This window comes from Pseudomonas sp. GW821-FHT11D10, from assembly GCF_058808435.1.
This window is the reverse complement of the sequence record NZ_JBXARR010000005.1, coordinates 305,255-326,298: the sequence shown is the minus strand read 5'-3', so window position 1 is coordinate 326,298 and position 21,044 is coordinate 305,255. Positions and strand designations below refer to the sequence as shown.

The 21,044-nt window shown below is 61.9% G+C and carries 23 protein-coding genes; 12 read left to right on the top strand and 11 right to left on the bottom strand.

Features of this window, described 5'->3' with window-relative positions:
• Nucleotides 1–112: 112 nt before the first annotated feature.
• A complete protein-coding gene (locus AC1RT4_RS17925; RefSeq protein WP_493086666.1) occupies nt 113–1,240 on the top strand; it encodes a sensor histidine kinase in 1,128 nt (375 codons plus the stop codon).
• 4 nt (nt 1,241–1,244) lie between these two features.
• Here the strand turns inward: AC1RT4_RS17925 and AC1RT4_RS17920 are convergent, their stop codons facing one another.
• Nucleotides 1,245–1,550: a chaperone modulator CbpM gene (locus AC1RT4_RS17920; RefSeq protein WP_007950609.1), complete on the bottom strand. Its 306-nt coding sequence runs from the start codon at nt 1,548–1,550 to the stop codon at nt 1,245–1,247.
• 23 nt (nt 1,551–1,573) lie between these two features.
• Nucleotides 1,574–2,524, bottom strand: a complete 951-nt coding sequence (locus AC1RT4_RS17915) for a DnaJ C-terminal domain-containing protein (protein ID WP_007950610.1) — start codon at nt 2,522–2,524, stop codon at nt 1,574–1,576.
• A gap of 293 nt (nt 2,525–2,817) precedes the next feature.
• Here AC1RT4_RS17915 and AC1RT4_RS17910 point away from each other — a divergent pair, with 293 nt between their 5' ends.
• Nucleotides 2,818–4,092, top strand: coding sequence for an Hsp70 family protein (locus AC1RT4_RS17910; RefSeq protein WP_493086660.1), 1,275 nt, complete (start codon nt 2,818–2,820; stop codon nt 4,090–4,092).
• A 50-nt stretch (nt 4,093–4,142) separates the two neighbouring features.
• Here the strand turns inward: AC1RT4_RS17910 and AC1RT4_RS17905 are convergent, their stop codons facing one another.
• The 3 genes from AC1RT4_RS17905 to AC1RT4_RS17895 all read right to left on the bottom strand — a co-directional run bounded on the left by AC1RT4_RS17905 (nt 4,143) and on the right by AC1RT4_RS17895 (nt 6,418).
• A complete protein-coding gene (locus AC1RT4_RS17905) occupies nt 4,143–5,156 on the bottom strand; it encodes an AI-2E family transporter (protein WP_493086658.1) in 1,014 nt (337 codons plus the stop codon).
• 98 nt (nt 5,157–5,254) lie between these two features.
• A complete protein-coding gene (locus AC1RT4_RS17900; protein ID WP_064379136.1) occupies nt 5,255–5,560 on the bottom strand; it encodes a PsiF family protein in 306 nt (101 codons plus the stop codon).
• A 63-nt stretch (nt 5,561–5,623) separates the two neighbouring features.
• Nucleotides 5,624–6,418: an AraC family transcriptional regulator gene (locus tag AC1RT4_RS17895; protein ID WP_045121624.1), complete on the bottom strand. Its 795-nt coding sequence runs from the start codon at nt 6,416–6,418 to the stop codon at nt 5,624–5,626.
• Between the two features lie 98 nt (nt 6,419–6,516).
• Between AC1RT4_RS17895 and AC1RT4_RS17890 the strand changes: the two genes are divergently transcribed.
• Nucleotides 6,517–7,410 carry a DMT family transporter gene (locus tag AC1RT4_RS17890; protein ID WP_273897073.1) on the top strand — a complete coding sequence of 298 codons (894 nt, stop codon included), beginning with the start codon at nt 6,517–6,519 and terminating at the stop codon, nt 7,408–7,410.
• Here the strand turns inward: AC1RT4_RS17890 and AC1RT4_RS17885 are convergent.
• The 3 genes from AC1RT4_RS17885 to AC1RT4_RS17875 all read right to left on the bottom strand — a co-directional run bounded on the left by AC1RT4_RS17885 (nt 7,407) and on the right by AC1RT4_RS17875 (nt 9,333).
• Nucleotides 7,407–8,297, bottom strand: coding sequence for an alpha/beta fold hydrolase (locus AC1RT4_RS17885; RefSeq protein WP_493086655.1), 891 nt, complete (start codon nt 8,295–8,297; stop codon nt 7,407–7,409). The genes AC1RT4_RS17890 and AC1RT4_RS17885 overlap by 4 nt on opposite strands.
• A gap of 91 nt (nt 8,298–8,388) precedes the next feature.
• Complete coding sequence (locus tag AC1RT4_RS17880) at nt 8,389–8,694, bottom strand: DMT family transporter (protein ID WP_007950617.1); 306 nt, start codon at nt 8,692–8,694, stop codon at nt 8,389–8,391.
• Complete coding sequence (locus AC1RT4_RS17875) at nt 8,695–9,333, bottom strand: FMN-dependent NADH-azoreductase (protein WP_085609212.1); 639 nt, start codon at nt 9,331–9,333, stop codon at nt 8,695–8,697.
• Nucleotides 9,334–9,452: 119 nt separating this feature from the next.
• Here AC1RT4_RS17875 and AC1RT4_RS17870 point away from each other — a divergent pair, with 119 nt between their 5' ends.
• Together AC1RT4_RS17870 and AC1RT4_RS17865 are read left to right on the top strand one after the other, a co-directional pair.
• A complete protein-coding gene (locus tag AC1RT4_RS17870) occupies nt 9,453–10,355 on the top strand; it encodes a LysR substrate-binding domain-containing protein (protein WP_493086652.1) in 903 nt (300 codons plus the stop codon).
• Nucleotides 10,356–10,453: 98 nt separating this feature from the next.
• Nucleotides 10,454–10,984, top strand: coding sequence for a ferritin-like domain-containing protein (locus AC1RT4_RS17865; RefSeq protein ID WP_064379129.1), 531 nt, complete (start codon nt 10,454–10,456; stop codon nt 10,982–10,984).
• Between the two features lie 65 nt (nt 10,985–11,049).
• On the opposite strand, the gene AC1RT4_RS17860 is transcribed toward AC1RT4_RS17865, so the two are convergent.
• On the bottom strand, nt 11,050–13,125 hold the full coding sequence (locus tag AC1RT4_RS17860; protein ID WP_085609210.1) for an AsmA family protein: 2,076 nt from the start codon (nt 13,123–13,125) through the stop codon (nt 11,050–11,052).
• 382 nt (nt 13,126–13,507) lie between these two features.
• On the opposite strand from AC1RT4_RS17860, the gene AC1RT4_RS17855 reads away from it, so the two are divergent.
• From AC1RT4_RS17855 to AC1RT4_RS17825, 7 genes are all read left to right on the top strand, one after another.
• On the top strand, nt 13,508–14,014 hold the full coding sequence (locus tag AC1RT4_RS17855) for a hypothetical protein (RefSeq protein WP_127796770.1): 507 nt from the start codon (nt 13,508–13,510) through the stop codon (nt 14,012–14,014).
• Nucleotides 14,015–14,188: 174 nt separating this feature from the next.
• On the top strand, nt 14,189–14,821 hold the full coding sequence (locus AC1RT4_RS17850; RefSeq protein ID WP_007950628.1) for a TetR family transcriptional regulator: 633 nt from the start codon (nt 14,189–14,191) through the stop codon (nt 14,819–14,821).
• A gap of 204 nt (nt 14,822–15,025) precedes the next feature.
• Complete coding sequence (gene ureE, locus AC1RT4_RS17845) at nt 15,026–15,526, top strand: urease accessory protein UreE (RefSeq protein WP_007950631.1); 501 nt, start codon at nt 15,026–15,028, stop codon at nt 15,524–15,526.
• Nucleotides 15,523–16,197 (top strand): urease accessory protein UreF, encoded by a 675-nt coding sequence (locus tag AC1RT4_RS17840; protein WP_039766717.1) that lies wholly within the window; start codon nt 15,523–15,525, stop codon nt 16,195–16,197. The genes ureE and AC1RT4_RS17840 overlap by 4 nt, the downstream gene beginning before the upstream one ends.
• Before the next feature lie 22 nt (nt 16,198–16,219).
• Nucleotides 16,220–16,834 carry an urease accessory protein UreG gene (ureG, locus tag AC1RT4_RS17835; protein ID WP_007950645.1) on the top strand — a complete coding sequence of 205 codons (615 nt, stop codon included), beginning with the start codon at nt 16,220–16,222 and terminating at the stop codon, nt 16,832–16,834.
• Between the two features lie 27 nt (nt 16,835–16,861).
• Nucleotides 16,862–17,434, top strand: coding sequence for a HupE/UreJ family protein (locus AC1RT4_RS17830; RefSeq protein ID WP_493086648.1), 573 nt, complete (start codon nt 16,862–16,864; stop codon nt 17,432–17,434).
• 100 nt (nt 17,435–17,534) lie between these two features.
• Complete coding sequence (locus AC1RT4_RS17825; RefSeq protein WP_493086646.1) at nt 17,535–18,662, top strand: AGE family epimerase/isomerase; 1,128 nt, start codon at nt 17,535–17,537, stop codon at nt 18,660–18,662.
• 39 nt (nt 18,663–18,701) lie between these two features.
• Here AC1RT4_RS17825 and AC1RT4_RS17820 read toward each other — a convergent pair whose 3' ends face one another.
• Nucleotides 18,702–19,607, bottom strand: coding sequence for a cation diffusion facilitator family transporter (locus AC1RT4_RS17820; protein WP_493086644.1), 906 nt, complete (start codon nt 19,605–19,607; stop codon nt 18,702–18,704).
• 130 nt (nt 19,608–19,737) lie between these two features.
• Nucleotides 19,738–20,502 carry an SDR family oxidoreductase gene (locus AC1RT4_RS17815; RefSeq protein ID WP_011332209.1) on the bottom strand — a complete coding sequence of 255 codons (765 nt, stop codon included), beginning with the start codon at nt 20,500–20,502 and terminating at the stop codon, nt 19,738–19,740.
• Nucleotides 20,503–21,044: the final 542 nt, after the last annotated feature.

Sequence of the window (21,044 nt, the reverse complement as noted above, 5' to 3'; positions counted from 1 at the left end):
TGGGGATACGGCGTCTTGTCAGTAGAAGTTTCACCCCCGAACGGCGCTTTCTTTCCCGCCCAAACGGACTACTATTCGACACGCCCCGCCTTGATTTTCCAGGAACCCGGTCATGCGTTTATCCGACTTCATCAGGCAACACGCGGATCACATCGTCGAGGAATGGGAGCAGTTCGCCCGCACGATCACGCCGGCGGCCGACACCATGGATCAGGCGGCGTTGCGCGATCATGCCAAGGCCATCCTGCTGGCCGCCGCGCGGGACATGGACACCGCACAGACCGCCCGCGAACAAATCGCCAAGGCCAAGGGCGAAGGCCCGGAGAAAACCCCGAGCCTGGACAAGGCCGGCGCCAGCCATGGCGAGCTGCGGCACACCGTCGGCTTCGATCTGGTACAGATGACTTCGGAATTCCGCCACCTGCGGGCCTGCGTGATTCGCCTCTGGGTCAACAGTCTGGAATCGCCGGACATGGCGTACTTTCAGGACATGATCCGCTTCAACGAAGCCATCGATGAAGCCCTCGCCGAATCGACGGCGGCCTACGCCGAGCAGGTCAACCGCTCGCGCGACATTTTCCTCGCGATCCTCGGTCACGACCTGCGCGCACCGCTGCAAGCGGTCAGCATGTCCACCGAATTGCTGATGCGCAAAACAGCGCTGGAAGGCGATGCGCTGTCCTGTGCGCTGAACATCAAGCAAGGCGCGCGGCACATGGCGGCGATGGTCAGCGACCTGCTGGAACTGGTACGCAGCCGCCTGGGCAAGAGCCTGCCGATCGAACCGGCACCGATGGACCTGGCCGACGCGGCGCGAGCAGCCATTGCCGAAGCCTGCGCCGGCAATCCGGAATGCGATCCGACTCTGAAAACCGAGGGCGACACCCGTGGTGCCTGGGATCCCGGACGAATCGATCAACTGCTGCAGAACCTGATCGGCAATGCCTTGCAGCATGGCGCCGATCCGCGCGAAGTGATCGTGACGTTGAAGGGAGAAGCCAGGCACGTGCTGCTGACCGTGCACAACTACGGCAACCCTATCCCCGAAGAGGCCATCGGCACGATTTTCGATCCATTGGTGCGCAGTGCCGACGAAGAACTCGGCCAGCCGTCGACCAGCCTCGGTCTGGGCCTGTTCATCGTCAAGGAAGTGGTGACCGCCCACGGCGGGGCGATCGAGGTCAGTTCAAGCGAAGCCGACGGAACGCTGTTCAGCGTGACGCTGCCCAGGCAGGTTTGAAGCGCTACTCGACCACCAGCCGCGCCAGACGCTGACGGAGCATGCGGTTCTCGGCCCGCAGCTCCTGCACTTCTTCCAGCAGGTCCAGCGCCAGGGCGACGCCTTCCCATTCCAGGTCAAGGTCGCGCCGCAGCTTGGCGGCGCGTTTGGCCAGGGCCAGTTCATAGTCGGTGAAGCGCCATTCCCGGGGCTGCGCGCCCTGAGGTTCGAGGATGCCGTGTTCGACGATTTCGATCACGTAGACGTCCGACAGGTCGGCCGCCTCACAGAATTCTGCCATGTCCAGTTGAACGATCAGGGGGCTGCTCATGATGGGCTACTCCGTCGTCAGTATCAGAAGTTCTCGCGCGGATTGAAGGCGGCTTTCTTCGCCAGTTCCTGCCACAGCGCCTTGACGTCATCGCCGTTGGCTTTCGGCATCACGGCCTTGAGCTGGACGAACAGGTAACCGCGTTCGCCGGCCTTGTTCTGCAGACCGTGGCCCTTGGCACGCATGCGCTGGCCGTTCTGGCTGCCGGCCGGGACCTTGAGGTTGATCTTGCCGGTCAGGGTCGGCACGGCCACTTCGGCGCCCAGCGCCAGCTCCCACGGTGCCAGCGGCAAGGTGATGATCAGGTTTTCGCCTTCAACGTCGAATTTCGGGTGCGGCGCGAAACGGATGGTCAGGTACAGATCGCCATTGGCGCCGCCACCGATGCCCGGTGCGCCCTGGCCTTTGAGGCGGATGCGCTCGCCGTCGGTCACGCCCGCCGGGATCTTCACGTTCAGGCTCTTGCTGGTGTTGCTGACGTGCTGGCCCGAACCGTTGTATTGCGGCACCTGGAAGCTGATCTTTTTCGATTCGTTCGAAAGCGTCTCTTCCAGAAAGATCGGCAGTTCCAGTTCCACGTCTTGCCCTCGCCGTCCGGCGCTGCGGGATTGCCGGCCAGCGCCGCCACCGAAACCGGGGCCGCGATTGCCGAAGATCGAACTGAAGAAGTCCGAGAAGTCACCGGTGTCGCCACCGCCGCCGCCGAAGCCGCCACGGCTCTGCCAGCCCGGTGGGCCCTGGAACGGCTGACCGTGCTGGCCGTAACGGCGCAGGTCGTCGTATTCGGCGCGTTTGTCGGCGCTTTTCAGCGCTTCATAGGCTTCCGAGGCGTCCTTGAACTTGGCCTCGGCGTCCTTTTCCTTGCTGACATCGGGGTGGTATTTGCGCGCCAGCTTGCGATAGGCAGCCTTGATTGCCTTGTCGTCAGCCGTCGGCTCCACGCCGAGTATCTTGTAATAGTCTTTGAAGTCCATCGAAGGAATCACCATCCGTTATCGATTTCGCGCCGATGCCAGCATGCGCCGATTCGCGCAAGGCTGGTTGACCGATCTCAAGGTTGTGACCGGGTGGCGCAACAGAAGTTTATCGGCAGTGGACGGCGGTTCTTGCGACCGCCGGTATGTCTGCCGGCCCATGCCAGCAAGTTTGGGGCAAAGCGGCGAGTTTCAAGCAAGCTTAGTCGTGAAATAGCAGATGACCGGCCTTCGAATCTGTCGCGCACTGACATACACTGCGCGGCCGTTTTTTTGACCGGAACCGAAAGACCATGAAAGACGCCTCTCCAGCCCGTGCCTGCGGCATCGACTTCGGCACGTCCAACTCCACCGTCGGCTGGCTGCGCCCCGGCGTGGAAACGATGATCGCGCTGGAAGACGACAAGATCACCCTGCCGTCGGTGGTCTTTTTCAACATCGAAGAGCGCCGCCCGGTTTACGGCCGTCTGGCGCTGCACGAGTACCTGGAAGGCTACGAAGGCCGGCTGATGCGCTCGCTCAAGAGCCTGCTCGGTTCCAAGCTGATCAAGCACGACACCAGCGTCCTCGGCACCGCGATGCCGTTCAAGGACTTGCTCGGTCTGTTCATCGGCCAGCTCAAGAGCCGCGCGGAAACTGCCGCCGGTCGTGAGTTCGAGCAAGTGGTGCTGGGCCGTCCGGTGTTCTTCGTCGACGACGATCCGCTGGCCGACCAGGAAGCCGAAGACACCCTGGTGGAAGTGGCGCGCAAGCTCGGCTTCAAGGACGTTTCGTTCCAGTACGAGCCGATTGCCGCGGCCTTCGACTATGAGTCGACCATCGAGAAGGAAGAGCTGGTACTGATCGTCGACATCGGCGGTGGTACGTCGGACTTCTCGCTGGTGCGCCTGTCCCCCGAGCGTCGCGGTGTGGATAACCGTCACGACGACATCCTTGCCACCGGCGGTGTGCACATCGGCGGGACCGACTTCGACAAACAGTTGAGCCTGCAAGGCCTGATGCCGCTGTTCGGCTACGGCAGCCGCATGAAAAGCGGTGCGTTCATGCCGACCAGTCACCACATGAACCTGGCGACCTGGCACACCATCAACTCGGTGTACTCGCAGAAATCGACCCTGGCCCTGGGCAGCATGCGCTACGACATCGAGGACACCGGCGGCATCGATCGTCTGTTCAAGCTGATCGAACAGCGCGCCGGGCACTGGCTGGCGATGGAAGTGGAAGAAACCAAGATCCAGCTGACCCACAACGACAGCCGTCATGTGCCGCTGGACCGCATCGAGTCGGGCCTGAGCGTGGAACTGACCCGGGAGTTGTTCGAGTCGGCCATCGATTCGCAACTCGAGCGCGTGCGCGGCAGCGTCACCCAGTTGCTGGCCGACGCCAACGTGGCGGTGGGTCAGGTCGATACGGTGTTCTTCACCGGTGGTTCGAGCGGTATTCCGGCACTGCGCAACAGCGTTTCGGCGATGCTGCCGAACGCGCGGCATGTGGAAGGCAATATCTTTGGCAGCATTGGTAGTGGTCTGGCGATCGAGGCCATGAAACGTTACGGTTCGATCAACTGACACTACGATGATCGTTCCCACGCAGAGCGTGGGAACGATCATTGCGGCTTCTAAACCATCCCGCCCAGCTTCAACTCACTCTTCAGATACGCGTAATAAATCGGCCCAGCCACCACTCCCGGCAGGCCGAACGCGGCCTCGAACACCAGCATTGCCAGCAGCAACTCCCAGGACTTGGCACTGATCTGCCCGCCGACGATGCGCGCGTTGAGAAAGTATTCCAGCTTGTGGATAAAAATCAGGTAGCCCAGCGCCGCAATCGCCACCCAGATCGACAGCGACAGGCCGACGATGGTGATCAGCGTGTTCGACATCAGGTTGCCGATCACCGGCAGCAGACCGAGCAGGAACGTCAGCACGATCAGGGTCTTGGTCAGCGGCAGCTTGATCCCGAACAGCGGCAGGATCACCGCCAGGAAGATCCCGGTGAAGAAGGTGTTGAGCAGGGAAATCTTGATCTGCGCGAACACGATGTTGCGAAACGCCTGAACCAGCAGGTGCAGACGGTCGAACAACGCAGCCGCCAGGGGTTTGCGCTTGGTGACGTCCGGCACGCGCTGCAAGGCGATGATCGCACCGAGCACCATGCCGATCAGCAGCGTCACGAACATGTGCGCCGCGTCCTTGCCCACCAGTTGCAGGTCAGCCAGGTGTTTGCTCATCCAGTCGCCGATGGCCACCCGAAACTCGGCAGCGCTGGCCGGCAGGTAGGCGTCGATGAACGGCGGCAACTGCCCGCGCGCGCGGTCGACCACGCCCATGAATTTGTCGAGGGAAGCGCCGGGGTTTTCCGCCTCATGCAGCAGGAAGCTGATGGCACCGGCGAAGATCAGCGTCAGCACACTCACCACCAGCGTGCCCAGCAGCGCCACCGCCAGCCAGCGCGCGCGCCGGCCTTCGATCAGCCGTTGCAGTTGCGGGGTGAGCATGTTGACCAGTTCGAACACCAGCAACCCGGCCAGCAGGCTGGGCAGCAAACGCAATGGCAACACCAGCAACAGACCGCCGAAAATGATGATGCAACTGACCCAGAACACTACATGACGCTCAGAAAACGTTGGCATACAGCCTCAAAACGAACGGCGTAAAAGGATTGGCAGTCTGCCAGCGATCCGGCGCCGAAGCGAGCGGATGCCCTGCCGCTCGCTGCGATCTGTCGATCTTATTTTTTCTTCAGGCAATCACTCATGAAGGTCTTGCGCGCATCCCCCGTCAGCGCCTTGGTCTTGGCATCGGCATTACAGGTTTTCATCTTTTCCTGCTGCGGGGTCAACGCCTTGGCGTCGTTGGCCGCCGGCGCTGCCTTGAGGCAGGTGCTCATGAAGGCTTTGCGCTCGTCACCCTTGAGGCTCTTGGCCGTGGCGTCGGCGTTGCAGGTGGTCATCTTGTTCTGTTGCGCCGTGGCGGCGAAACCCTGGGAGCACAGCAGCAGACCGATCATCAACAAAGGGACACGCAGCATCTTCATGGAGTTTTCTCCTTGGCGCCGCCTCGATGGAGGCGGCCTCCGGCTGAGTGTAGTCAAAGCTTGTTACACCTTCCTGCCTTCAAGATGGCTGCGCCGGTATTGCTCCGGCGTGCATCCGGCCTGCCGGGCGAACATGGCGATGAAGGCCGAGCCGCTGCTGTAACCAAGGTCGAACGCGATCTCCTGCACACTGCGCGCCGACTCCAGCGCCTCGATCGCCGCGAGATAACGCAGCCGCTGGCGCCATTCGCCGAAACTCATCCCCAGCTCCCGCACAAATTGCCGGGCAAGGGTGCGCTCGCTGACATGCACTTGCGCCGCCCAGTGCGCCAGCGGTTCGTTGTTGCCGGGCTCGGCCTGCAGGGTTTCGAGGATGGTCAGCAATCCGGGGCTGCTGGCGTAGGGCAGATAGCATTGGTGAACCGGCGCCTGGCGCAGTTGATCCACCAGCACCTGGGCCAGACGCTGGTCAGCTTCAAACGCCGGAATCTTCACATCGCGAGCGGCGAAGTCCTTGAGGATCGCCTTAAGAATGTCGCTGATCGCCAGGGTGCAGGCCTGCGCCGGCAAATCGGAACAGACATCCGGCGCCAGACAGACCGCCCGATAGTTGACCGGTTGATGGCTGTAGAAACTGTGCTCGACCTGCGGCGGCACCCACACCGCGTATTGCGGCGGCGACATGAAGCGGCTGCCATCGACATCCATGTGCAGCACGCCGTGGGCCGCGTACTCCAGCGTGCCCCACGGATGGCGGTGCGGCGCGGCGTATTCATGGGCGTTGAAGTCGGCATAGCGGAAATACACCGCCGACGGCAGTTCGCTGAAATCCAGCAGATCGATGTGTTTACTGTTCATGCTGTCCGGAATCAGGGGCGGGTTGTCCGGTTCGCAGTATAGGCCTGCATCCAGACAGGGGATAATCATCGTTCATCAACGTACTGGTTTCTCCTCCCATGCAATACGCGTTTCCCCTGCTGGCGATTTTTATCTGGGCCGGCAACACCGTGATCAACAAGCTGGCCGTTGGCGCGATCTTTCCCGCCGAGATCGGCTTCTACCGCTGGCTGCTCGCCGGTCTGCTGTTCACGCCGTTCATGCTCAAAAAAGTAATTGCGCACTGGCCGCAGATCCGCCCGAACCTGGGCAAGATTTTCATCCTCGGCGTGCTCGGCATGGCGGTCTACCAGAGCCTGGCCTACTTCGCCGCGACCATGACCAGCGCCACCAACATGGGCATCATCCTCTCGCTGATGCCGCTGATGTCGCTGGCCATGGCGATCATCAGCCTCGGCCAGCGCCTGACCGCCGGCGCGCTGGTCGGTGCCGTACTTTCATTCGCCGGTGTGCTGGTGGTGGTGTCGTCCGGCAGCCTCGGCGCACTGCTGCAACACGGGGTGAACCTGGGCGACGCGATGATGCTGATCGCCACCCTCGCCTATGCGATCTACAGCACCCTGCTGAAAAAATGGCAGCTGCGCCTGCCGCCGCTGGTGTTGCTGTATTTGCAGGTGCTGGTGGCGGTGGTGGTGCTGTTTCCGCTGTACGCCGCGTCGCCGAAAACCGGCCTGACCCTGCAGAACATTCCGCTGGTGCTGTACGCGTGCCTGCTGGCCTCGATGCTCGCACCGCTGGCGTGGATGCAGGCCGTACAGCGTCTGGGGCCAAGCCGAACCACGCTGTTCTTCAACCTGCTGCCGTTGATCACCGCGCTGATTGCAGCGGTGGTATTGAAGGAACAACTGGCGATGTATCACCTGGTCGGTGGCTTGCTGACGCTGGGCGGGGTGATTCTTTCCGAGCGCTGGACCACCGTCCTCGGTCGCTCCCGCACCCCGAGCGCCGCCTAGACCCCGGCGGCTTTCAACCGCGCGGCATGCTCGACGAACAGCCGCACCGGATCCGCGCCTTTGCCAACCAGACCCAGCGACTGGTTGACGATGTCGAAGTGATCCATCGGGTAGTCATCGCCGATGACCGTGCCCAGGTGCGAGCTGTAGCGTCCGACCATGCCGTCGCACTGCCCCGGCTCACGCACGAAGGTTTTGGCGAACAACCGGCAACTGCGGTTGGTGCCGTCGAACAGGTTGCCGCCGCGATCGGTCTTGCCCGGCTGCAAGGTGCCGGACCACGAGTAATAACGCACGCCGTTGACCTCTTCCGGCCCGTGCCCGCCCCAGGTTTCGGGCAGACCCTGTGGATAACGCTGGTTGAACAGCGCCACGCCTTCGGTGGTCAGGGAATGGTGCGAGGCGTGGATATCCACCGGCAGTTTCGGCCCGTGGTAACCGGTTTCCAGCAGCGCCATCAGCCAGCCGACAAAACGCAACAGCGCTTCCAGAATGCGGCCCTTGGCGCTGTCCGCCGGATAGTGTTTCGCCAGATAGTCGGCCAGTTCCGAACCGTGATTGGGCCCGGCCACCGACGTGACTGAGGCCACCAGATCCGGACGCTTGGCCGCCGCATAACGCGCCGTCAGCGAGCCTTGGCTATGGCCGAACAGATTGACCTTGGCCGCGCCGGTCTCACGCAGGATTTCATCGATGCGCGCCAGCAACTGCTCGCCGCGTACTTCGGTGGAATTGAGCGGCGACACCTGCACCGCAATCACCGTCGCACCACCCCGGCGCAACGCTTTGATGATCCCGTACCAGTACGGGTACAGCACCAGACGGATGAAACCGAGCATTCCCGGCACCAGCACCAGTGGATAACGTGTGGCCGAATCTTGCGACATGGGCAAACATCCTTGTGGTCGGTGAGTGGATGCAGGGCGTGCAAAACGCCCGCCAAGCATCCTCCTCGATGATGACAACTCCACGACCAGCCTACTTCAGCCCCACCACCCCCGCCACAATCAGCCCCACCGACAGCAACTTCACCAGCGTCAGGCTCTCGCCCAGCAGCGCGAAACCGAGAAACACCGTGCCGAGCGAACCGATGGCGGTCCAGATCGGATAAGCGATGCTCACCGGCAACTCGCGCATCGCCAGGGTCAGGAAGTAGATCCCGCCCACCGCCGCAACCACGGTGATCAGCGACGGCCAGAGCCGGGTGAAACCCTCGGCGTACTTCATGCCCATGGCGAAGGTGACCTCGAACCCGGCCGCGATCAGCAGAAACAGCCAGGCCACCTAGAACTCCCGGGCGAGATCGAGCAAGCGCTGCTCGGCCTCGGCCACCGACACCGCGAAGGTGCGCTCGGCGGATTCCTCGCCCTCGGCCGCGACCACCGTGACGTCGTTGATGCCGATGAAGCCCAGCGCGGTGCGCAGCCATGGATCGGCGTGGTTAAGCGCCTCCAGCTCACCGCCCGGGCCGAATCCGAAACCGCCGCGACTGGTGACGATCAACGCCTTTTTGCCGTGCAGCAGCGGCGTGTACTGGGCGATGCCGTTGTCCAGGGTATGGTCGAACGTCAGACCCAGACGGACGATTTGATCGACCCAGGCCTTCAGGCCGCTGGGCACGTTGAAGTTGTACATCGGCGTGGAAATCAGCAACAGATCGTGATCGAACAACTCGCCCACCAGTTGATCGCTGAGCGCCAGATCGGCCTGCATCGTCAGCGGCCGAGCCTCGGGCTCCGGATAAAACGCCGCCGCGACAAACGCTTCATTCACTGCCGGAATCAACGCCCGCCCAACCTCACGTCGGGTGACCTGAGCCTGTGGATGACGGACTTGCCAGGCGCTGAGAAAACTTTCCGCCAGACGCCGCGAATGGGAACGCTCACCACGAGGGCTGGCATGGATCGCAAGAATTTTGCTCATCTGAATCTCCTTGGGACTAGACTTGAGTGACTGTGTGGCGCCAGATTGCTGCCATTCAGTCGTTGCCTCAAATGAGCAAAAATCAGTCGGGATGAATTGATTTCATCCGTGGAGCTTTCATGTTCGCAGCCTTGCCCCTGACCGCCCTGCGCGCGTTCGAATCCGCCTCACGCCTGCTGAGCTTTAAGGCGGCCGCCGAAGAACTGGCGGTGACGCCGACGGCGATTTCCCATCAGATCCGCACGCTGGAGGACTGGCTCGGCGTGGCGCTGTTCGAACGCCTGCCGCGTCAGGTGCGCCTGACCGAGGGCGGCGAACGGCTGTTTCGCAGCCTGCATGGCGCGTTTCTGGAAGTGGCGCAAAGCGTCGACACCCTGCGCCCGCAACGCAGCGGCAGCAGCCTGACGCTGTCGACCACCGCCGCATTCGCCGCGCTGTGGCTGGTGCCGCGACTGGGGCGGTTTTACGCGAAGCATCCGAACATCAATGTGCGACTCGACACCCATTGCGAAGTGATCGACCTGCATCAGGACGCCAGCGTCGATCTGGTGCTGCGCTACAGCCTCGACGACTACCCGAACCTCTACGGGTTGTGCCTGTTCGATGAGTCGTTCGGCGTGTACGGCTCGCCGGAGCAAGTGGCGCTGGCCGCCCGTCGCACCCCGGCGTTGATCAGCGTGCGCTGGCACAACTCGAAGCTCTACGCCCACGGCTGGGAGGCATGGTGCGCGCAGTCAGGCGAGAACTGGTTGAATCAGCATCCGGCCGTCCGCGAATACGACGAAGAGCATTACGCGTTGCAAGCGGCCATCGCCGGACAGGGCCTGGTGCTGGCGAGCAATATTCTGGTGTCGGAAAGTGTCGCCAGCGGACTGCTGGTGCCATACCAGGGCGAGGTGCAGGTCGATGGCGCCGGTTACAGCGCGCTTTGCGTACCGGGCCGTGAGCGCCATCCACCGGTGAAAGCGTTTTTTGCCTGGCTGCGCGAAGAGGCGCAGCTTTCCGGGCATGTCCCACGCTGAATCCGACAAAACTTTTTGCAGCGTCCGTCACTCACAACCTGGTAACGATCACGTCAGCAGAACGTGACGCCAATCGGATTAGCCTCCAGGAGACTGAAATGAGTGACCTGCATTTGTCTGATGTTCAAACCCTGCGCGAGCGCGCACGCCAGCACGTGGAAAATGGCGCTGTGACCGAAAGCTACAGCGCCAACCGTGAAGAAGTGCTACGCCTGCTCAACGAATCGCTGGCCACCGAACTGGTCTGCGTCCTGCGCTACAAGCGCCACTACTTCATGGCCAACGGCCTGAAAGCCAACGTCGCCGCCGACGAGTTCCTCGAGCACGCCACTCAGGAAGCCGAACATGCCGACCGTCTCGCCGAGCGCATCGTGCAACTGGGCGGCGAGCCCGAGTTCAACCCTGACCTGCTGTCGAAGATGTCCCACGCGCAATACGTGGCCGGCAACACCTTGAAGGAAATGGTTTACGAAGACCTGGTGGCCGAGCGGATCGCTATCGACAGCTATCGCGAGATCATCCAGTACATCGGTGAAAAGGACCCGACCACGCGCCGGATCTTCGAAGACATCCTGGCTCAGGAAGAAGAGCATGCGGATGACATGGCCGATATCCTGAAAGACCTCTAATCCCCGCTAACCCCGCTGACCGATCGTTCCCACGCTCTGCTTGGGAACGATCTGAGTTGCAGCGATTACTTGGTGGGTTTGACCGTCACCGGTGCCTTGCCCGCCTTCATCTGCTCCAGCAACGGCGCGCACTGGTTAGGCTCGCCACCACTCGGCGCCACCAGCGCCAGCAGTCCCGCCGCCGGTGCAGCGATCACACCCAGCGCCACCATCCCCGCCCCGCGCAGAATCAGCGGCACCGCTTTGACCCCGGCATCCGGCTTGATGAACTTGCCGCGCACGTACAACGGCGAACGCAGGGAAATCAAACGCCAGCCCTTGGATTCCGGCGTCACCGTCAGATCCAGTTGCTCGGTGGCCATGTTCGCCGTGCCGTCGATGTAGATGATTGCGTTCTCCGTATCGAACACAAACAGCCGCGTACTCGCCAGGCCGGTCTTGATGTCGAAGTCCGCGGCCGCGCAGTTGATCTTCACTTCCTTGTCGCCAAAGATCTTGCCGACCACGTAGTTGCCGACGTTGAGCCCCGCCAGCTCCATCAACTCGCGACTGATGGCGCCGTCGTTGATCAGCATCTTCAGGTTGCCGTTGGCGCCGCCCAGCAGTTTGGCCACCGAGTTGCCGCGACCGGCGATATCGGCATCACCGTTGAGCTCGCCGAAACTGGTCTTCATCGGTTCGAAGGTCGGGAACAGCTGTTTGAGCTTGAACTTGCGCGCGGTCAGTTTGGCCCGGCCTTCCAGCGGTTCGGTGCGCCCGTTGAGGCGGATCTGCGCGTCGAGGTTGCCGCCGGCCACGCCGAAACGCAGCGGCTCCAGACTCAGTTCGCCGTCGTTGAGTTTCAGGTGGGTATAGAGGTCGGTGAACGGCAGTTCCTCACTGTGGACGATGCGCTTGCCGGTGAATTCGACGTCAGCGTCCATGTCACGCCAGCGCTCGGTCTTGAACTCCTCCACCGGCAACACCTTGTCCGCCGGCTGCTTGCTTTCGCCGCCACGGGCCTTCTGCTTGGCATTGGAGTCGGCACCGATCAGCGGCGCAAGGTCGGCAAAAAGCAGTTGATTGGACAGCAGCGCGCCACTCAGCTTAGGCCGTGGCTGACTGGCGACGTAGGCCAGATCGCCATGGATGTCGCTGCTGCCGATCTTGCCGTTGAACTGTTCATAGCGAAATTGCGCCCCGCCCGGCTCATGCAGCTTGGCGATCAAATGGCCGTCGGTGGCGTACGGCGGGGTGTCCGGCAGGGTCACGCCGGTCAGCGGATACAGATTGCCGAGGCTGGCGCCCGCCAGTTTCAGGCGCAGGTCGAGGGCACCGAGGTTCAGCGGATCGGTCAGGGTGCCGGCGAGTTCGACGCTGGTATCGCCGATCTTCGCCTGGGCCTGCAACGGGAACGGTTTGCTCGCGTCCTGCAGAGCCAGCAGACCGCCGATCTTGCCCTGGCCGGCGAGTTTCTGGCCGTGGTACTGGCCGGTGACTTTCAGGCCGAAGGCGTAATCCTGCGGTGCACCGCCCTTGTCCTGTGCGGTTTTCGCGGCCTTGTCGCCGACGATGTCGCTGAACGGAATCGGCTTGCCCAGCGGATCGATCAACAGATCGAGGTTGGTCTTGAGGGTCTGGTCATCCAAGGTGACGTGGCCCTTGTCGAAACCGATGGCGCCGATGTCGACCACCCAGTTCGACGGCTCGGCATTCGGGTCCTTGGGATCGAACTTGAAGGTCCAGTTGGCGCGGCCGTCGGCCAGGCGCTGCAATTGCGCATTGGGTTCGGTCAGGTCGATACGCGGGATCGTCACCCGTTGCGCCAGCAAGGCCAGTGGCGAGATGCGCAGCTCGACCCTTTTCAGGGTGACCATCTGCGGCTGCTTCGACCAGTCCGGATTGCCCAGCGTCAGGTCTTCGGCCACCACGTGCGGCCACGGCACCCAGGCGCGCCAGCCGCCCTCGTCGAGTTCACGCCGCCAGACCACCGACAGGTTGCCGTTGATGGCGAACGGTCGATGCAGTTCTTCCGAAACCTTGGCGTTGAGCGGCGGTTTGATCCGGTTCCAGTCGAAGAACACGATGATCAACACCAGCACTGCCAGAAGCAGCACGAGGGTGGCGAAGGTCCAGGCGAAGATTTTACGCGTGCGCGTCATTGCACAAAGCTCCTGAAGACGACTGCATCCATTGGCACGACGCAGCTGAAACGACGGGCCGTGATGGCCCTCATGAAATCTGTGACTGACAAACAGCCCGCAGGTTTAATCCAAAGCCCCATCGAGGGGAAAAAACGGTCGCCATTCTGACCGATCGGTCGAGTTGGCGTTACCGGCCCCGCACTTTTGCGGGGCGCGAGTGGGTGGAAAATACCCACCGCAGTGCAAAACCGCCCGCCTGAAACGCCCGAGCTAGAGCCTCCCAAGCGAACAATCAATTCTGTTGATTATTACCATTGTGTTTATGAACTTTTATATCGACTTATCGAGAGTAGCATTGCCCTCGTACCCACTTTATCGCCCTCCCAAGGAGCAACCCATCATGAAACGCCAACTTCTGTTCAGTCTTACCCTCTCGATGCTGGCCAGCACCGCTTTCGCCCTGCCAGCTGCCGAACAGGCTACCCCGCAAGTGAAATCCAGCCACTCGGTGTTCAGCCAAACTGTTGCCGCTGATGGCTCGGACCGCACTCCACAAGGCCAGACCCTGGCTGAAAACGGTCGCAACCGTCTGGAAGAAAAAGGTCTGGTTCAAGATGGCTATGACAAAACCCCACAGGGTCAAACCGTAGCTGAAGGCGGCCGTGATCGTCTGGAAGAGAAAGGTCTGGTTCAAGACGGTTCGGATCGCACTCCACAAGGTCAAACCCTGGCATCTGACGGTGGCGACCGTACCCCACAAGGCCAGACTCTGGCTTCTGACGGCGGCGACCGCACTCCACAAGGTCAAACCCTGGCTGCTGACGGCTACGACAAAACCCCACAAGGTCAAACTTTGGCCGAAGGTGGTGGTGACCGTGTGATCGAACGCAACAGTGCTTTGAGCTAAGCCCATGGCGGCCTGGAAAAAAAGCCCAATCCCCGGATTGGGCTTTTGACTTTTCAACAGCCTGTATAAAGAAGTCGCGATTTCCCTGCTCCATCTCCCCCGCTGCCGTTCGACGCCGACAAAGCCGATTTGCTAGAGTGCGGCGCTTGTCTTGCCTAAGAACACACCCTTGCGATGCTGCCCCGCGCCGAACAGAAACAACAGACCCGCAACGCCCTGATGGACGCTGCCCGCCACTTGATGGAAAGCGGCCGAGGATTCGGCAGCCTGAGCCTGCGTGAAGTGACGAAAACCGCCGGCATCGTGCCCACCGGTTTCTATCGGCATTTCGCCGACATGGACGAACTCGGCCTGGTACTGGTCAGCGAAGTCGGTCAGACCTTCCGCGAAACCATCCGCCTGGTACGCCACAACGAATTCGTCATGGGCGGCATCATCGATGCGTCGGTGCGGATCTTCCTCGACGTGGTCAGCGCCAACCGCTCGCAATTCCTGTTTCTGGCCCGCGAGCAGTACGGCGGATCGTTGCCGGTGCGTCAGGCCATTGGCCGTTTGCGGGAGGACATCAGCTCCGACCTGGCGGCGGATCTGGCCTTGATGCCCAAGCTCCAGCACCTCAATCGCGAGGGCCTGAGCGTGATGGCCGACCTGATCGTCAAGTCGGTGTTCGCCACCCTGCCGGACATCATCGACCCGCCCGCCGAAGCGTTGCCCGAACATCTGACGCCACAGGCGAAGATCACCCAGCAGCTGCGCTTCATCTTTATCGGGTTGAAGCACTGGCAAGGACTCGGCAGTACCGAGTGAGAAAGCAAAAAATCGCAGCCTGAAGCTGCGATTTTTTTTGCGCCGCAAATTGGTGCATGTAAAAAACTTCATGCACCAAAACACCCCACAATCCTGCAACATCTTGAAACATCCACTCGTCTCCGACAGGGTTTTCCTACGCTTCGTCCGATTGGCAAGCCCCTTGCTCTAGCCTGAGCATTGTCCACTGCTGGAAGCTTTCCGATGCTGGTGATTCATCGCAGAATCGACCCCCAACCCGTCTGGGCCGCCGAGTTGCACCTGACCTTCGAAGCCAGGAGCAAAAGCCGCCTGCGCTGTTTCAGTGCCGAAGGCGAAGACGTCGGACTGTTTCTGGAGCGCGGTCAGCCTCCACTGTATGACGGCGAATGCCTGCAAGCCGAAGATGGCCGGATCGTCCGGGTCTGCGCCCGCCCCGAACAATTGCTGCACGTCACCTGCGCCAACGCCTTTGAACTGACCCGTGCGGCCTATCACCTGGGCAATCGCCATGTGGCGCTGCAAGTCGGTGACGGCTGGTTGCGCCTGCTCGACGATTACGTGCTCAAGGCGATGCTTGAACAGCTCGGCGCCGCCGTGGAATCGATCGAAGCGCCGTTCCAGCCGGAACACGGCGCCTACGGTGGCGGCCATCACCATTCGCGGCACGGTGACGAAGACTTCAACTACGCGCCGAAACTCCATCAGTTCGGCGTCCGTTTGTGAACCCGGCCTGGGCGCTGCTGCGCCTGGCCAGTCCGCAATTGCCGATTGGCGGCTACAGCTATTCCCAGGGCCTGGAAATGGCTGTGGATAACGGCCGCGTCGACAGCCCGGACAGCGCCCGCCGCTGGATCAGCGATCAATTGCTGCTCAACCTCGCGCGGTTCGAAGCGCCCATGCTGCTCGCCCATTGCCAGGCCGCCGCGGACGAACACTGGGATGAATTGCGCAAGCTCTGCGAAAGCCACCGCGCCAGCCGCGAAACCCGCGAACTGCATCTGGAAAGCCGGCAGATGGGCTACTCGTTGCAGCAATTGCTCAACGGCCTGCCCGAACTCGATCAGCCCGCGCGGGACTTTCTCGAACACTGCGCCGAGCCGCACCTGGCCCTGTGCTGGGCACTGGCGGCCCGCGCCTGGCAGATCAGCCCGCAGGACGCTCTCGCCGCGTGGCTGTGGAGCTGGCTGGAAAACCAGCTCGCGGTGCTGATGAAAACCCTGCCGCTGGGCCAGCAAGCCGCCCAGCGTCTGACCAGCGAACTGCTGCCGCTGCTGCAACAGGCGCAGCAGGACGCCACCCGAATCAATCCCGAACACCTCGGCAGCGCCGCGTTCGGTCTGTCCCTGGCGTGCATGGCCCATGAGCGCCAGTACAGCCGTCTGTTCCGTTCCTAGGGCCTTTTATCTGGAGAATCACATGAACACACAACCCCTGCGCGTCGGCATCGGCGGCCCGGTCGGTTCCGGCAAGACCGCGTTGACCCTGGCCCTGTGCCTGGCCCTGCGCGAGCGCTACAACCTGGCCGTAGTCACCAACGACATCTACACCCGCGAAGACGCCGATTTTCTGGTGCGCAACGAAGCGCTGGCGCCGGAGCGCATCATCGGCGTGGAAACCGGTGGCTGCCCGCACACGGCGATACGCGAAGACGCCTCGATCAACCTCGAAGCGGTGGATCAACTGAACCGGCGTTTTCCGGGGCTGGACCTGATTCTGGTGGAGTCCGGTGGCGACAACCTGTCAGCAACCTTCAGCCCGGAGCTGTCCGACCTGACCATCTACGTGATCGACGTTTCGGCCGGCGACAAGCTGCCGCGCAAGGGCGGGCCCGGCATTTGCAAATCCGACCTGCTGGTGATCAACAAGATCGACCTCGCGCCACTGGTCGGCGCCTCGCTGGAGATGATGAACAGCGACACCCAACGCATGCGCAACGGCAAGCCGTTCGTGTTCAGCAACCAGAAAACCGGTCAGGGCCTGGAAGACATCATCGCCTTCATCGAACGCCAGGGCCTGCTGACCGCAGCCTGATTCACTGATCAACAAGGAAGCTTATTCATGACACTCAAACGCATTCTCGGCGCCGTCGCACTGCTGCTGACACCCGCTCTGGTCTTCGCCCACCCCGGCCACGGCGACTCTGGGCTGGTGGCCGGCATCAGCCACCCGATCGGCGGCCTCGACCATTTGCTGGCGATGGTGGCCGTCGGGCTGTGGGCGGCGCAGCAGCGAGGCGCGGCACGCTGGGCGTTGCCCTGCACCTTCGTCGGCACCATGCTGATCGGCGGTTTGCTCGGGTTTGAAGGGCTGGAATTGCCGGCGCTGGAAAGCGGGATTGCCGCCTCGGTGCTGGCGCTGGGTCTGGCGGTGGCACTGGCGGTGCGTCCACCACTGGTGATGGCGGTGGCGGCAACGGCGCTGTTTGCGTTGTTCCATGGCGTGGCCCACGGCCTGGAGTTGCCGGACATGTCGAGCCCTTGGGCATATGCCGCAGGTTTCGTGGTCGCGACGGCGGCCCTGCATGCGGCGGGTTATGCCGTCGTGCGTTTTCTGCCTCAGGCGGCCGCGCCGCTGGTACGACTGGCCGGAGCGGCTTCGGCGGTGACGGGCGCGTGGTTGCTGGCCGGCTGAATGGCACCTCTGATCGTTCCCGCGCATGGCGCGGGAACGATCGATCGCCACTCTCTGCTACCATGTCGCGCAATCGCCCCTGCCGTGACGACGTCCGCCCATGCCCCACGCTTCCCGCTCCACCTCCCTGCCTGAATTGACCGCCCTGTTCGGTGAAGTGCAACAGCACTTTCTGAACGTGATCGTGCCCCTCTGGCAAGGACCGGGCTGGAACGCCGACATGGCGTTGCCTTACGAGGCGCTGGACGCCGCGCATCAGCCGCTGCCACCGCAGCGCTACCGAGCGATGGCCTGCGCACGGCAGCTGTACCTGTTTTCCAGCCTGATCGGGGTTGTGGATAACGCCGAAGTCCGCGCGGCTGCGCTGTTTCGCTCCCTGCAACGGCACTTTCATGATGCCGAGCACGGCGGCTGGTTCTACAGCATCGATCCGCAGGGCAAACCGCTGGATCAGCGCAAGGACCTCTATACCCACGCCTTTATCCTGTTCGCCTGCGCCCACTATTGGGACAAGTCTCGCGAACCGTTGGTGGAATCGACCCTGAACGCCGCGCTGGAAGTGATCGGCCGACGATTCGCAACGGGCGACGGCCTCTACGAAGCCTGCCTCGACCGCGACTGGATCACGCTGGAAACCGGCCCGCTGCAAAACCCGCTGATGCACCTGGCCGAAGCCTTCCTGGCCACGCTGGCCGTGCGCGAAGATCCCCAGACCCGGCAGGCGCTGAGCGAGTTATGCACAGCCATGCACAAACGCTTCATCGAACCGCAACAGGGCGTGTTGATGGAAAAGCCGCTGGGAGCTGTGGATAACTGGTTTGAGCCGGGGCATCAGTTCGAATGGCATTTCCTGCTGGAATCCTCGCCGCTGTTGCGCGGTTCGAAGCTGCACGCGGCACTGGATCGTGCGTTTGCCTTCACCGAACAACAGGGCGTCGAGGCCGACACCGGTGCGGTGCTGGCCATGCTCGATCCGCAAGGACACGGGAAGGATTCGACCCAGCGTATCTGGGCCCAGGCCGAATACCTGCGCGCCCTGACCTTGCGTCCGGGCAGTGAAAGCGCGGTGCTGCGCCAGTTGCAGGCGCTGCAACAGCGCTTCCTGCACGCCGGCGGCTGGCACGAGTGCCGTGACGATCAGGGCGAGGTCAGCCGCAAGGACATGCCGTCGACCACGCCGTATCACTTGGCGACCTGCTATCGCGGCATCGCTGACTATCTGAGCTGACATCTGTGGCGAGGGAGCCTGCTCCCTCGCCCCGAAACATCAGGCAATCCACTTCCTGTCGCCAGTGAAGCTGATGGTCAGCCAGCGCGCCGCGTCCGGTTTGCCCAGCTTCGCGGAAATCTCCTCCCGCAGCACATCCAGCTGGCCGACGCTCTGCAGCCGGTAATCCGCCGGCAACACCACATGAATTTCGATAAACCGCGCCCGCCCGTGCTTCTGCACATAGGACACGTAATCGTCGAAACCATGCTCGACCTTCGCCGCCTCCATCACCTCGCGCACCTGCTCATCCAGCGTGTCCGGCGCAATACCGAGCACGTCACGCAGCGCCGGGCCAAGGATCTTGAAGGCCGGCGGCAGCATGGTCAGGCCCAGCACGATGAGGATCAGCGGGTCGACGAACTTCGCCCACTCGCCATAACCCTGGGACTTGAGCAGCAACGCCGCGAGGAAACTGATCAACAGGCCCACCGACAGCATCGCGTCCACCAGCCAGCTGATGTTGTCGAACTGGATCAGGCTCGACTTGAGCTTGCGATTGCGGTGCCGGACGTAGAAGAAGTAGGCGAACTCGACAACGGTGAATACCGCCGCGTAGATGATCACCAGCCCCAGTTCGATCTCACGACCGCCGTTGATGATGCCGAACACGCCGTTGAGAAACGCGTAGATCGCGATCAGCAGCAGGAAACTGCCCTCGATCAGCAGCACCATCGGCTCCAGATGCCAGAAACCGAACTGGAAGCGCTGGTTGCTTTGCTTGGCAATCAGCTTCGCGGTGATCAGCATCAGGACTTTGATGAAGGTGGCAATCAGCGAAAAAAAGCCATCGAACAGGATGGACTGGGAACCCGAAACAAAACCGGTGACGATCCCGGCGATCGACACGGCCAACATCAGGATGGTCGATTGTTTGAGCAGCGACTGCTCACCTCGGTTACTCACTTTGACTCCTCGAAAAACCTTGAAAACCGCAGGGTGCGGTGGGGTTGTTGAGGAGTGAGTCTACCTTACTGCCAGAATTTGGCCGATTTGCCCTCTTCGCCAGCAGACTGGCGAAGAGGGCAAAACCGTATCAAGCCTTGTTACGCTCGATGGCAAAACCGGCCCAGGTCTGGCTCACCGGCATCAGCTCAAGGCTGTTGATGTTGATGTGCGCCGGCGCATTCAGCACCCAGAAAATCGTCTCGGCGATGTCCTGCGGCTGGATCGGCTCGGCACCGGCGTAGGTCGCGTCGTAACGCGCCTGATCACCGGCGAAACGCACCAGCGAGAACTCGCTCTCGCACAGGCCCGGCTCGATGTTGCTGACGCGCACGCCAGTGCCCTGCAGGTCGCAACGCAGGTTCAGCGAGAACTGTTTAACGAACGCCTTGGTCGCGCCGTAAACGTGGCTGCCCGGGTACGGGTAGTTACCGGCGATGGAGCCGAGGTTGATGATGCCGGCGCCACGACCGTGGGCGATCAGGCGTGGCAACAACAGACGAGTGCTGTACATCAGGCCTTTGACGTTGGTGTCGACCATGGTGTCCCAATCGTCGAGGTCGCACTTCGGTGCAGGGTCCACGCCCAGCGCCAGCCCGGCGTTGTTGATCAGGCCACGCAGTTTGGCGAACGACGGCGGCAGGTTGGCAATCGCCTCCTCCATCGCCTTGCGATCACGCACGTCCAGCACCAGGCCATGCACTTCGGTCTGCTTCGACAGCTCGGCGCACAGCGCGTTGAGGCGTTCTTCACGACGACCGGTCAGCACCAGTTTCCAGCCGGCCTCGGCAAAACGACGGGCACAGGCTTCACCAAAACCGGAGGTCGCGCCGGTGATAAACAGGGTGTTGGACATCGTGTTCTCCTTGCTTCGGCCGCCGGGGCAGCCATTGGAATAGAAAATCAGCGGGCAGCATGCCCGGCCCCGCTTTAACCGGCAACCACCGAATCCTGCTCATTAATTGATCAATGGCCGCTACGCCATATGCGCCGTGGCCTGTAGCCATGTGCACGCACGTTATCCACAAGCCCTTCCACAGTTTCCGGGGGCAAGTGGAAAAGCGCAAAGCCGCGCTACACAAGGCTTTGCGGGCGATTTGCAAAGTTTTTCGCTTGACCCTGAACAACCAGTTGTGCCGGGCAGGGCATTTTGCACGACCGGCCGGTCATGGCCATGATTGCGCGAGGCCAGCAATTACGGCCCTTAGCCGAGTCTTTCCAGAGTTTAATCACAGACTTATCCACAGGATTGACCACAGCCATTCGCGCTGTTTTGCGTCCCCATAAAAAGGTTGACAAACAGGCCTGCCCCTCAGCAAAAACACACTGTTCAAAAAACAACCACAGCGCTGCAAGCCACGGATTCAAAGGCTTTCAGCCAGCTACACCCACGTTATT

Excerpts from the sequence above, each read along its gene's own strand:
- AC1RT4_RS17870 (WP_493086652.1), top strand. The coding sequence starts at position 9,453 with ATGTTCGCAGCCTTGCCCCTGACCGCCCTGCGCGCGTTCGAATCCGCC.
- AC1RT4_RS17905 (WP_493086658.1), bottom strand. The coding sequence starts at position 5,156 with ATGCCAACGTTTTCTGAGCGTCATGTAGTGTTCTGGGTCAGTTGCATC.
- AC1RT4_RS17915 (WP_007950610.1), bottom strand. The coding sequence starts at position 2,524 with ATGGACTTCAAAGACTATTACAAGATACTCGGCGTGGAGCCGACGGCT.
- AC1RT4_RS17850 (WP_007950628.1), top strand. The coding sequence starts at position 14,189 with ATGCTGCCCCGCGCCGAACAGAAACAACAGACCCGCAACGCCCTGATG.
- AC1RT4_RS17825 (WP_493086646.1), top strand. The coding sequence starts at position 17,535 with ATGCCCCACGCTTCCCGCTCCACCTCCCTGCCTGAATTGACCGCCCTG.
- AC1RT4_RS17830 (WP_493086648.1), top strand. The coding sequence starts at position 16,862 with ATGACACTCAAACGCATTCTCGGCGCCGTCGCACTGCTGCTGACACCC.
- AC1RT4_RS17920 (WP_007950609.1), bottom strand. The coding sequence starts at position 1,550 with ATGAGCAGCCCCCTGATCGTTCAACTGGACATGGCAGAATTCTGTGAG.
- ureE (WP_007950631.1), top strand. The coding sequence starts at position 15,026 with ATGCTGGTGATTCATCGCAGAATCGACCCCCAACCCGTCTGGGCCGCC.
- AC1RT4_RS17855 (WP_127796770.1), top strand. The coding sequence starts at position 13,508 with ATGAAACGCCAACTTCTGTTCAGTCTTACCCTCTCGATGCTGGCCAGC.
- AC1RT4_RS17885 (WP_493086655.1), bottom strand. The coding sequence starts at position 8,297 with ATGTCGCAAGATTCGGCCACACGTTATCCACTGGTGCTGGTGCCGGGA.
- AC1RT4_RS17875 (WP_085609212.1), bottom strand. The coding sequence starts at position 9,333 with ATGAGCAAAATTCTTGCGATCCATGCCAGCCCTCGTGGTGAGCGTTCC.
- AC1RT4_RS17860 (WP_085609210.1), bottom strand. The coding sequence starts at position 13,125 with ATGACGCGCACGCGTAAAATCTTCGCCTGGACCTTCGCCACCCTCGTG.
- AC1RT4_RS17865 (WP_064379129.1), top strand. The coding sequence starts at position 10,454 with ATGAGTGACCTGCATTTGTCTGATGTTCAAACCCTGCGCGAGCGCGCA.
- AC1RT4_RS17900 (WP_064379136.1), bottom strand. The coding sequence starts at position 5,560 with ATGAAGATGCTGCGTGTCCCTTTGTTGATGATCGGTCTGCTGCTGTGC.
- AC1RT4_RS17895 (WP_045121624.1), bottom strand. The coding sequence starts at position 6,418 with ATGAACAGTAAACACATCGATCTGCTGGATTTCAGCGAACTGCCGTCG.
- AC1RT4_RS17815 (WP_011332209.1), bottom strand. The coding sequence starts at position 20,502 with ATGTCCAACACCCTGTTTATCACCGGCGCGACCTCCGGTTTTGGTGAA.
- AC1RT4_RS17910 (WP_493086660.1), top strand. The coding sequence starts at position 2,818 with ATGAAAGACGCCTCTCCAGCCCGTGCCTGCGGCATCGACTTCGGCACG.
- ureG (WP_007950645.1), top strand. The coding sequence starts at position 16,220 with ATGAACACACAACCCCTGCGCGTCGGCATCGGCGGCCCGGTCGGTTCC.
- AC1RT4_RS17890 (WP_273897073.1), top strand. The coding sequence starts at position 6,517 with ATGCAATACGCGTTTCCCCTGCTGGCGATTTTTATCTGGGCCGGCAAC.
- AC1RT4_RS17925 (WP_493086666.1), top strand. The coding sequence starts at position 113 with ATGCGTTTATCCGACTTCATCAGGCAACACGCGGATCACATCGTCGAG.